An 11,252-nucleotide genomic window follows, 5' to 3' on the forward strand; every position below is an offset into this window, starting at 1 on the left:
ATAAGAAGCCGCTTTTTGATTTGATACGGGAATGCAGCCGATGCAGGTTCCGGAATATTGAAAGAAGAACTAACATGCTTTTGCCTGCTTACGATCTTTACAGTTATAATGGGGGAATCAGGAAAAAACAGGGCTTATTATAGAGACAGAGGAGGGACGCGTTTGGCTTTAATCTGGATGATGTTGACGGGGATTCTCTTGGTGATACTGCAAGCACAAATCCTGGGGCGTTTTTCAATGCGCGGGATAAGGTACAATCGAAGCTTCAATTATGATCGTTGCCATGCCGGCGACGACTTGGAAATGATAGAAATCATTGAAAATGATAAACGCCTTCCGGTTGCCTGGCTGCGGCTAGAGTCGGAGTTTCCCGCGTCCTTCCGTTTTCGCGGGCAGCCTTCGCAAAAAATGGAGCTTGGAAGCGTGTATCAGACCCATACGAGCGGATTCGCGCTGATGCCTCGTCGTCGGGTCATTCGCCGGCACTTTTTAACCTGTGAGGGGCGTGGTGTTTTCCAGCTTTCTACGGTATTTATGACTTCGGGCGATTTGTTCGGTTTTATCCAGCAGGCGCGTTCGGAAACTATCCAAACTCCGCTTATCGTATATCCGGCTCTGCTGCAAAACACCCAACTTCCGCTGTCCTGGCACAATTGGCAAGGAGATTTGTCGGTTCGTCGCTGGATCATGGAAGATCCGTTTCTGATCGAAGGTTCGCGTGAGTATGCAGCGGGCGACCCGATGAACCGGATTGATTGGAAAGCAAGTGCGCGCACGGGCGGGCTTCAAGTCTATAAGCAAGGATACTCGGCCGATCCGAATGTGATGATTGTGCTGGATATCGGCAAGGTTATTGTCGGACTTCAAGGCGGAGGCGGCGAGGCCGAAGCGGAGCATGCCATCAGTTTTGCCGCGACCTGTGCGACACATCTGATAGCAAGCGGAGTTCCGGTAGGTTTTGTACATAATGCACACAGTTTGAATGAACGACGGATTCCTTCCGGCAGCGGAACGGTGCAAAGACAGCTTGTGATGGAGGCTATGGCCGGTATGCGGCTTCAGTCCAAAATTACGTTGTCCGATTGTCTAATGGAAGAAGCCAAGCATCACAGACAAGGGCTCGCCAAGGATTATCTCGTCATTACGAATGCGAATCCGGCCAGTATCGGGCAGGCGTGCAAGCAGCTTGAGCATCTTGGGCATCGCGTGAGCGTGATTCATCCGGCTGATGCAGCAGCGGATCGCAAGGAGGTCGGCGCATGAAATCCATCTTGAAAAAAGCGCTGTTTACCGCGATTCGCGATACGGCACTCGTTTATTCGCTGCTTTTGCTTCTTGCGCTGTATCTATTTGATCTATCGCCGTACCTGTTTGCCCTTTTGATCGGGATCAGCTTGTTTGGAGGAGGGATTACGGGTTATCGTTTTCGCACGGAGGCGGCTTATCTGACAGCGATGGCGTTTCCCGTGCTGTCGACTGCGTTGCTGATCGCGGTCGGACTGATGGACGGGAGAGGCATTCTGTTATTGGTTTTGCTTGGAGTTGCCGGGGCGCGAGGCGTTCGGCAAGCGGGGCGGGCTTCGAGGAGCAGCAGGGAGACTTTGATCGTCTGTTGCTGGTTAGTTGTCGGCTTTGTCGTCTACGGTTGGGCGCTACGTGACGGTCCGTTATCGCCGTATAGCTTTTCGATCTATATCGCATTGACGGTCGTACTCCTGGGTTTGTTCCTGCGCTGGAATGAGCTAAGAGTGCGTGAAGCCATGGGCATCTATGGAGAAGAAGATATTCCGATGAATCGTTTGAAGCGAATGAATACGGCTTTTATGGTGGGATTTATACTGCTCGTTGTGTTGATCGGAGGCGCGACGCAGCTTGCCGCAGTGTTGGATGGGGTCGTTTATCTGTGGCGTCTTCTATGGAGGGGCACAACGGACGGTCAGACTGTGGATCTTTCGATGCTGCCGCAGGACGAACGGTTAGAGCCTGGGGAAGTGGTTCCTTCGTACGATGAGCTGGAAGATCAAGATATCGGTTGGATGCGCTGGATGGTCTGGGTCGTGGCAGCGATTATTTTGGCCTCGATCGGTGCAACGCTTTTTTTCCTATTCAGATGGTTATATACGGTTCTGGCGGAGTGGCTGCCGGACTGGTTAAAGCGTCTGCTGGCGAATCTGCGTATCACGGTGCGGGCGATTCAAGAACCGGAGCAAATCGCGTACGCGGATACGACAGAGAAGTTGGAACCGCGCAAACGAGTTCAAAAACGCTCATCCGTGAAAATCGCCGAGCCGCCGGATGGACCGAGGCGCGAATACTTCAAGTTGGTGCAAGCCGCGATTCACCGGGGTTATGTATTCCGACCGTGGAAAACGCCGACCGAAACGGGACGCGACATTGAAGCTTTGCTCGCTGCCGATGAAGAAAATTCAGGCCAGGTCGAGCAAGTGGTCAAACGATATAATGACAGCCGGTACAGGCAGGAAAGCAAGCAATCATAATCAAACCCCAAGTATTCGTGGATATAACGCGGAAGCTTGGGGCTTTTTTTGACAACTAAAACTATTCAGCGTGACGGTTACGTACCGCTTGGCGTGCTTCGTCGCTGAGTGCGGAAGAACAGCCTGGGCATCCACTTGGCGTCTGACCGTCGGATTGAACCGAGCATCCGGCACAGGCGCCTTTTTTGCCTTTTTTCCAAAATCGAATAAGTACATAACTGGAATAAGCAATGACCAAAATGGCAATAGTCCAGTCGATCATAAGCGATCTTCCTTTCTGTTCGGATCAGACCAGTCATAATCCAAATAGTGTTCCGCCTTGATAAATGATGATCGCGACTACATAGGCGAGCACCAGCGAGTATCCCATCGAAAAGAAAGTCCAGCGCCACGAGGACGTTTCTTTGCGAATGACACCGACTGTGGCGAGACAAGGGATATAGAGCAGAATGAAAGCAATAAAGCTGAACGCCTGAAGCGGCGTGAACGCCAGGGCAACCTGATGCTCCAGCCCCGCCATATCGGGAACCTGGTAAATAATATTCATGGTCGACACGACAACTTCTTTGGCCATAAACCCGGTAATAAGCGCTGCTCCAGCCTGCCACGTACCGAATCCGATCGGAACGAGCAGTCCGGACAAAGCGCCGCCGATATAGGCCAGGAAGCTTTCGTTCATATCCACGCCGTAGCCGCTCGGGCCGGTGTTGGACAAGAACCAGATGATCACTGAACCCGCGAGAATGATCGTGCCTGCTTTTCGCAGAAAGCCTTTGACCTTTTCCCACGTCATGCGCAGCAAAGAAAGAAGCTGAGGCATACGATACGGCGGGAGTTCCACGATAAAGAGCGAAGGTTCGCTTTTCATCAGAGTGCGGGAGAACAGCTTGGCGAGCGCGAGTGCGAGCACCATGCCCATCAGATACAGACCCATGACCACAAGAGCCTGATTGGAAGCGAAAAAGACACCGGCAAACAGCGCGTACACCGGAAGGCGTGCCGAACAGGACATAAGCGGGACGAGCAGAGTCGTCAGCAGACGGTCTTTACGTTGTTCCATCGTTCGTGCCGCCATAATAGCCGGGACGTTACAGCCGAAGCCGATGATAAATGGGATAAACGCTTTTCCGCTTAGCCCGACGGCTTCCATGGTGCGATCCATGAGCAAAGTGATCCGCGCCATATAACCGGAGTCTTCGATGAAGGAGATCAGCAGGAACAAAATGCAGATCTGCGGCAAGAAGACCAGCACGCCGCCGACTCCGCCGACAATACCGTCCACGACAAGCGCATGAGTAAAGGACGAAGCTCCAAGCCAATCCAATACCGAAGAAATCCAGCTGCTCAACGTACCGGAGATCAATCCATCCAGTTGATCGGACAGCAGACTGCCCAGCCAATCGAAGGTTAATTTAAAAATCAGGAACATTAGCGCCAGAAACAGCGGAATGCCGATGATGCGGTGGGTTAAAACGGCGTCGATCCGCTCCGTTGCCGTATGAAGACGCTGGGCGGAACGATCTAGCACGGCTGCGCAGATCTGCGCGATCCGCGCGTTACGAATCTTGCGCAAATACGCCGGAACATCGGTTCCTTCACCCGCCAGACCCAGCTGTTGAGCGGTTTGCGCGATCACATCATCCAGATGATGAAGGACGTCATTTCGAGACAAGGAAGAGCGGATTGCTTCATTGCCTTCCAGCAATTGAAGCGCCGTCCAACGTGCATTCGAGGAGCAGGCTTCCGTAATTTGGGTTAACCGTTCGGATATGCGCGCTACGGCTGATTCGATAACGGGGCCATAATCAATCCGGAAGTTGCTTTCTCCCGATTGCGCGAGACGGCTAAGCGCTTGAAGAATATCCGAGCAGCCGGTTCCTTTGCGCGCAATGACGGATACGACAGGCACGCCCAGCTCCCGTTCAAGCAAGGCCGCGTCCACCGCGATATTCCGCCTGCGGGCGACGTCAACCATGTTTAACCCGATGAGCATAGGGCGGCCGCACTCCAGCAGTTGGATGGTGAGATACAGATTCCGTTCCAACTGCGAAGCGTCCACGATATTGAGAATGGAGGTTGGAGCTTCTTCCATTAAAAACCGGGCAGCTATACCTTCGTCTTCGGTCAACGGTAGAAGCGAATATAATCCCGGTAAGTCCACGATCCGTCCGCCGCGTCCACGCAATGTGCCGACTTTTTTCTCGACAGTGACTCCCGACCAGTTACCTACGGTTTCGTAAGAACGGGTCAACATATTGAATAAAGAAGTTTTTCCTGTATTCGGATTGCCAAGCAAAGCCACTGCGCTCATAGAGGGGCAACCTCCATACGGTTAGCTTCTCCCCGGCGGATGCCGATATGCTGACCGACGCATTCGAAAGTGAGAGGGCCGCCGAACGGGCTGCGCCGCAAGACTTTTAATATGCTGCCTTCCGTTACGCCAAGGTCTCGCAAACGACGGCGCAGCAACGGGCTTACGCTGTCCAGCGCGTGAAGGGTGGCTGTGGCACCCGGCTTCATATGCCCTAGCGTGAACGGAGTAGCCGATCCATGTTTCTGTAACATAAAAATCCTCCAATACCGGTCATTTTCCGGTGAGAATGAATATCAACTGTCTTTTTTTGTAATGTACCATCGGCCTTTAATCGCAGCCGTGATAATTGTCATAAAACCGCAGGATTTCCGCTTTACTTTATACGGTGGCTTAAGTATGATGAAAAAGCAAAAAATGAGTGTTTGTTATATTCGAGGTCCTGCGGTAATCCAAACCTAAGCGGGAGCAGGAAGGTTCCGGCGAAGGAGCCTTTTTTATTGCCTGATTCGTTGGGGATTAACCTAAGGTGTCGCAAAGTTGAACGTTCGGAAGGCGACTTATTACGACAAAAGAAAATTGTCTGATTTTGACGAAGCACAGCAGGAGTTAGCAAGGCGGCGTAGAATTTAAAGCGAAGGTGAGATTGATCTTATACTATGACATCCCTGCAGGACGGAAGTGAATTTATGAATACAACTTCGGCATCGCGCCAACTGACCCTTTACACCTTTTCCGTCTTTGTTCTGATTCTTGCGTGTGAAGCAGTCGAATACTTCTTCTACGCCACTGGAGCGCAGAGCCGTTGGGCTTCTGCTTTATTGTTGTTGACGGCTTGCTTTTCGGTTACGGCGTGTTTAACCGTGTATTTCCATGCAACGCCGCTATTTGACCGCCGTATTGGCAGCTACAGCAAGCGAATGGTTAAGCTGATGGGAGCCGCAGGCTCAATAGAGTTTTTGTATTTACTGACGAATTTATATCATTTTACAACGGAGTCGGTGCCGGGCCGCGTTGGCAGTGAATGGTTACTGTCGTTGTCGGCCCTCGTTTACGCGTTCGGACTTCTGCTGCTTTTTGCTTTGCCTGAGCGTCCGGGTCGCGTCCCGAGCCGAGCTTTATATTTGGGTCTGCCTTTGTTCACTGCGGCATTGGCCGGACTTTTGTTCTTCGTACGTTCTGAGCTTCAGCCCGCCGGGGTTGCAGGCCTGGAGCTGACGCTGACGATTCTGGCTTTGGGGGTCGCTGCGCTTGCGGCGGTTAGTCTATTCGTCCGTTACCGTCAAACACGGAGTAAAGCCCCTTGGATCGCCGTGCAATCGTTGGGGATCGTGGTAGTCGGCCAGATTCTGCTGCTTCAATCAGGGAACTCGTCGGGACTGCCTCTATTAATGGCTTCGGGTCTCCATGCACTGGCTTATGCTATTCTGGTTAGTCAAGGGTTGAGGTTGGCGATTGCCGAGCCATTGCGCGAACGCCGCGAAGCGGAGGAACGAATCGAATTCTTGGCCTACAACGACGATCTGACGGGGCTTCCGAACCGTCGTAGTCTGCACGCGCGATTGAATGTTCGTTTCGACGAAGCGTATTCCGGCAAAACGGCTTTGATGGTGCTCAACATTAATCGTTTTAAAACGATCAACGATTCGCTTGGCTATGAGGCAGGCGATCGGTTGCTGGGAATCGTGTCGGAAATGCTGCAAAACCATGTTGAGGGGCCCGAAGAGGTGTTCCGCACAGGCGGCGATGAATTTGCAGTGGTGCTGCCCGAAAGTGGCGGAGACGAGGCGATGAAGCGGGCCCATGCCCTTTTGATCGAATTCGAGAGGCCTGTTAATGTAGGAGGCATGGAGCATTATGTAGCATTATCTGCCGGCATCGCCGTTTATCCGGAAGACGGCCATGCGGCGGACGGCTTGCTTCAAAGCGCGGATGCAGCCGTGCATTTAGCGAAGGAGCAAGGATCTGAAGTCAAACGTTTCTCCAAAGGCATGACGACGATTGCCCGGGAAAAGCTGATTTTGGAAAGCGATCTGCGCAAAGGCTTGGAGCGCGGCGAGTTCTATCTGGAGTATCAGCCCAAAATGTCTGTCGAACATGGGAACATTTTGGGAATGGAGGCGCTTGTGCGTTGGAACCATCCTGTACGCGGCCCTGTTTCTCCGGGTGAGTTTATTCCGTTGGCGGAAGAAAGCGGCCTGATTGTCCCGCTCGGCGAATGGGTGCTGTATGAAGCCTTCCGTCAAAACAAAGAGTGGCAGAACAAAGGCTACGATCCGCTCTGTATGTCGGTCAACCTCTCGATTCGCCAATTCCGTCAGCCGAGGCTTGCGGAGCAGATCGGTCGAATGTTGGAGGAGATTGATCTTGATCCGCAATATGTGGAGCTTGAGATTACGGAGAGCATGACCGTTGATAAGGATGCGGCGTTCGAGCAACTAAAACGCTTCAAGCAGCTTGGGCTGCATATCAGCATTGATGATTTCGGCACAGGCTACAGCTCGTTGCATTATTTGAAAAATATGCCGATCGACCGCTTGAAGATTGATCGTTCTTTCGTCAGCGAAGTGATGAGCGGCCAAAGCGACGCGGCGATCGTATCGACCATTACGTCGATGGCGCATCATCTGAAGTTGAAGGTGACGGCCGAAGGCGTGGAAAATGAGGAGCAGCTTGAGTTCTTGCGGAATCAGCATTGTCATGAGGCGCAGGGGTTCTTGTTTAGCCGTCCGGTGCCGGCGGGGCAATTCGAGAGGATGTTTTTGAAGAAGTTAGGGTAGGTGTGAGAGGAAGCTGTTGGGGACGCTGCGGAGACGCTTCGGGGCAAATTACCAGCATAGGCTCCCGAAGTGCATTTCTTCGAAATGCTTCACGAGACGCTGTCTCACCCGGAAAATTGATTAAAGTTTTTAGGGCGTGTACGCAAACTCCGCCGGGAGCAGATTGAGCTGAATTTTCGTTCTCGGCAAGGAATTTTTCTGAAGGCGTGCCGGGGCACGTCAAGGGGAAATGACGCCGCAGAGGGCGAAAAGGCAGGGCAAGATGCACGGTGTTGAGTTTGCGTACACGCCCTAGTTGAAGTTTTCCGAGTTCAAAGGCTTCTCTCACTGAATTTCCCCCTCCGCTGGGGTAGGTGTTTAAAAAGACTTTTTAAAATAATGCTTGCAATGCCGCTTCGTACATGGTATATTATTTCTTGTCCCCAAGAGGACGAAGCAAGGAAAAAGGTACACGCAATGTCGGGACGTAGCTCAGCTTGGTAGAGCACCTGCTTTGGGAGCAGGGGGTCGCATGTTCAAATCGTGTCGTCCCGACCATTCATTTTTTCTTACATATGCGGGTGTAGTTCAATGGTAGAACTCCAGCCTTCCAAGCTGGTAGCGTGGGTTCGATTCCCATCACCCGCTTCCTTGCAACAAGATCGAAGGAGTCGTTCATCGTCAAGATGAGCGGCTCCTTTTTTCGTGCGTCCAACCCAGCCTGTACAAGAATCCTAATTTTAATCCATTGAATATTGATAAACGTCTAGGATAAGGTTAGATAAGATGATAATGATTATTATTATTAATACAGTCAAGAATGGAGAAATGGACGGATATGAAAGCAATGCGCGTTATGACAGTCAAAAGTTTGCTAAGTTTGTCGCTTGTGTTCATGTTGGGAGCATGCGGTTCGGCAGGCGTGGAAACAACGGCGTCGGATACAAAATCGGAGGATAACCTTGCCGCGCAAAGCACCGTCGCCCAGGAAGAAACTTCCGCGACCCGAACCTATACGGACTATAACGGAACAAAGAGCGAGATTCCGGCGGTTCCCAAAAGGATCGTTTCCGTTGCCGGATCGGGCGCTACGATCGACTTGCTGGAACTTGGATTTTCGCCTATAGCCTACCCGTACCGATATATGCAGGATTCGTCCATTTTAAAAGACACGGTGCAGCAATTGAACGCCACGGCTACGGATATCGGGATGCCGACCAATCTGGAAGCGGTGCTCGGCCGTGATCCCGATCTGATCGTTTTCGGTTATGAAACGCAGGACGGCGAGCAAGCCCAATTGGAAAAAATAGCGCCTGTCGCCGCTTTCGATGAATCGCTTGCGTTTCAGGATCGGTTGCTTGCTATAGGCGATATCGTAGACAAGCAAGACGAAGCGAAAGCCATCGTAGCGGATATCAATGAGCAGACCGAGCAGATGTGGAAGCAGCTTTACGCGGAAGGGAAGATCGGAAAAGACGAAACAGCGGCTGTCGTCGTGTATTACTGGAATAAAAAAATGTACGTGATGAAAAACTTCGGCGTATTCGATCTGATCAACCATCCGTCAGGCATGAAGCTGTCTCCGGAGATCGAAGCTTTGAACGCCAGCAGCAGCTCGTCCTATATCGAATTGTCGGAGGAAGCGATGGTCGATACACTGGTTTCGGATCATCTTTTCCTGATTTACGATCAAAACGAAGAAGCCACGGAAGGCTTTAAGCAGCTTCGCCAAAGCTCGCTTTTCCAGATGCTGCCGCAGGTTAAAAACGAAAAAGTCCATTATATCCCGATCGAATACAACGATAGCGATTTGATTACCGTCCGTAAGCTCATTCAGGATTTTCCAAGCCTGTTGGACGCCAATCCGTCAAAAGATTAGACGAGGCTTCGGCCAGCGCTTGAACAGCTCCACTCCAAACCTTTAAATCTATCGGCAGCCACCTTCGTTTTCGCTTGAAGGTGGCTGTAAAAAAATATAGAATGATAATTATTCTCAATAATGTTTGGAGTGGTAGGGGATGATTACGCCTTTTGCGGAAAGGATGAGCGAACGCAGATTTGATGCTTTGTCGGTTGTGATGACTTCCTTGAGCCGGGGGAGCGATATTCAGGACGAAAAGTTGGAGCTTGAACAAAGCGCGGAATACCGGTTTCTGCTTATTCTTCAGGGCAATCCGCTGCTGCTTGCGAACGGACGGAAACGGTTTGGCGAGCCCGGAACTTGTATGTTGATTGCGCCCGAAGAACGGGTTCAACTGATACGTAACGGTTCTCCGTACAGCTTGGGTTTGATAAATTTTAAAGGAGTCTCCGACGATCCCGATCCGCGTCTGGATCAAGAACTGCTTGAGCGTATTCCGAAGTCTGTGGTCGTTCCGTTGCATGTGTTGCAATTTCTCGTAGACGAACAGCAGCGGGAGAACGATCTGTCGTCGGTATGGGCAGAGTTGAACCGGCAGCAACGTTTTCTTTCTTTTCTGACGGAATTGTTGAAGCCGCAACGGGCGGACAAGGCTTTGCTGTTCGATATCAAAAACAAGGTGCAGGACACGATCTCGCATATCGAACAAAATTACGCGTCCGAGTTGTCCGTGCAGGATCTGGCAGATCGTGCAGAGCTTCCGCGCTGGCATTATTTGCGAGTGTTCAAGCAACTCACGGGACATACGCCGAGCGGTTATATCACGCAGGTGCGGATCGAACAAGCCAAGTCATTGCTGCTTCAATCCGAAGGAAAGGTCTGGGAGGTGGCTCACCAGGTCGGTTACCCGGATGAGCAGTATTTTAACCGGAGATTCAAACAGCAGACAGGAAATGCTCCCGGCGAATATGCGCGTCTTCACAATGCCGTTTTTCACGTGAACGATTGGCAGGGCAACCGCTGCAAAGTGCCTGTCGCTTCCAAACGGATCATTTACGACGATGCCAGTACGCTCGGGGATTTGCTGGTGCTCGGCGTAGCGCCGATCGGCGCGAACCTGCGGCATTACGCGATCACGCAGCAGCTTCAGGAAACGAAAGAAATCGGCTTTCCGTTGAATATGAACACCGTGCGCGAGCTTCGACCTGATTTGGTTCTGCTCAGCCGTTACGGGTACGAGCATTTTGAATCGATTGCGGAAATTTCTTCGATCGTCGGTCTGAACGAATATGCACCGATGGAAAGACGTCTTCACAAGCTTGGCGAAATATTGGATATGCGGGACGAAGCCCAAGCGTGGATACAATTGTACGACGAAAGACGCACGGAGATGTGGGAACGACTTCAATCCCGCAAAGCGAAAGGCGAAACGGCAGCCATTTTGTTTTATGCGAAAAGCGGGGCCGTCTATGTGATGCACCGGCGCAGAGGGATAGCCAAACTATTGTATCATCCGCTCGGATTTGAAAAGGACGAAAAGTTTAAACGGTTGCGTCCACGAAAAGGGGAATACTATATCGCGTTAGACCCCGAATCGATAGCCGAGACGTTGATCGCGGATCGTTTATTCGTTTTTTATCAATCGGGCTTTACTGCGGAAAAGGTGCAAACAGAGCTGCAAAATCTTGCGGATTGGCAAACGCTGCCTGCTGTTCGGGCGGATCGCGTACATTACATGCACGAGCGTTGGAACGGCGAGGACGCGTTAAGCAGCATGAGGCTGATCGAGCATTTTCCCGATCTTTGGGACTAAAGCATCTGTT

8 protein-coding genes and 2 tRNA genes are annotated in these 11,252 nt (G+C 51.5%); 7 read left to right on the forward strand and 3 right to left on the reverse strand.

The window, feature by feature from the left end; genetic code table 11:
- Positions 1-303: 303 nt before the first annotated feature.
- Entirely contained in the window at positions 304-1,263 is a 960-nt protein-coding gene (locus WKI47_RS23280) for a DUF58 domain-containing protein (RefSeq protein WP_340229564.1), read from the forward strand.
- The gene (locus WKI47_RS23285; protein WP_340229565.1) at positions 1,260-2,498 is read left to right on the forward strand and encodes a hypothetical protein; all 1,239 of its coding nucleotides are present in this window, start codon (positions 1,260-1,262) and stop codon (positions 2,496-2,498) included. Before WKI47_RS23280 ends, WKI47_RS23285 begins: the two co-directional genes overlap by 4 nt.
- Before the next feature lie 61 nt (positions 2,499-2,559).
- Here the strand turns inward: WKI47_RS23285 and WKI47_RS23290 are convergent, their stop codons facing one another.
- From WKI47_RS23290 to WKI47_RS23300, 3 genes are read right to left on the reverse strand one after another with little or no spacing between them, the layout of a single operon-like run.
- Positions 2,560-2,760, reverse strand: coding sequence for a FeoB-associated Cys-rich membrane protein (locus WKI47_RS23290; RefSeq protein ID WP_340229566.1), 201 nt, complete (start codon positions 2,758-2,760; stop codon positions 2,560-2,562).
- Positions 2,761-2,793: 33 nt separating this feature from the next.
- Positions 2,794-4,809, reverse strand: a complete 2,016-nt coding sequence (gene feoB / locus WKI47_RS23295) for a ferrous iron transport protein B (protein ID WP_340229567.1) — start codon at positions 4,807-4,809, stop codon at positions 2,794-2,796.
- Complete coding sequence (locus WKI47_RS23300; protein WP_340229568.1) at positions 4,806-5,063, reverse strand: FeoA family protein; 258 nt, start codon at positions 5,061-5,063, stop codon at positions 4,806-4,808. The genes feoB and WKI47_RS23300 overlap by 4 nt, the downstream gene beginning before the upstream one ends.
- A 435-nt stretch (positions 5,064-5,498) precedes the next feature.
- Here WKI47_RS23300 and WKI47_RS23305 point away from each other — a divergent pair, with 435 nt between their 5' ends.
- The 5 genes from WKI47_RS23305 (at position 5,499) to WKI47_RS23325 (ending at position 11,242) form a co-directional block, all read left to right on the forward strand.
- Entirely contained in the window at positions 5,499-7,589 is a 2,091-nt protein-coding gene (locus tag WKI47_RS23305; RefSeq protein WP_340229569.1) for a putative bifunctional diguanylate cyclase/phosphodiesterase, read from the forward strand.
- 460 nt (positions 7,590-8,049) lie between these two features.
- Positions 8,050-8,126 (forward strand) — tRNA-Pro (locus WKI47_RS23310).
- 19 nt (positions 8,127-8,145) lie between these two features.
- Positions 8,146-8,216 (forward strand) — tRNA-Gly (locus tag WKI47_RS23315).
- A gap of 190 nt (positions 8,217-8,406) precedes the next feature.
- Positions 8,407-9,447, forward strand: coding sequence for an ABC transporter substrate-binding protein (locus tag WKI47_RS23320; protein WP_340229570.1), 1,041 nt, complete (start codon positions 8,407-8,409; stop codon positions 9,445-9,447).
- Positions 9,448-9,586: 139 nt separating this feature from the next.
- Positions 9,587-11,242 carry a helix-turn-helix domain-containing protein gene (locus WKI47_RS23325; RefSeq protein WP_340229571.1) on the forward strand — a complete coding sequence of 552 codons (1,656 nt, stop codon included), beginning with the start codon at positions 9,587-9,589 and terminating at the stop codon, positions 11,240-11,242.
- Positions 11,243-11,252: the final 10 nt, after the last annotated feature.

Source organism: Saccharibacillus sacchari (genome assembly GCF_037722395.1).
In the GTDB taxonomy this organism is placed as follows: domain Bacteria; phylum Bacillota; class Bacilli; order Paenibacillales; family Paenibacillaceae; genus Saccharibacillus; species Saccharibacillus sacchari_A.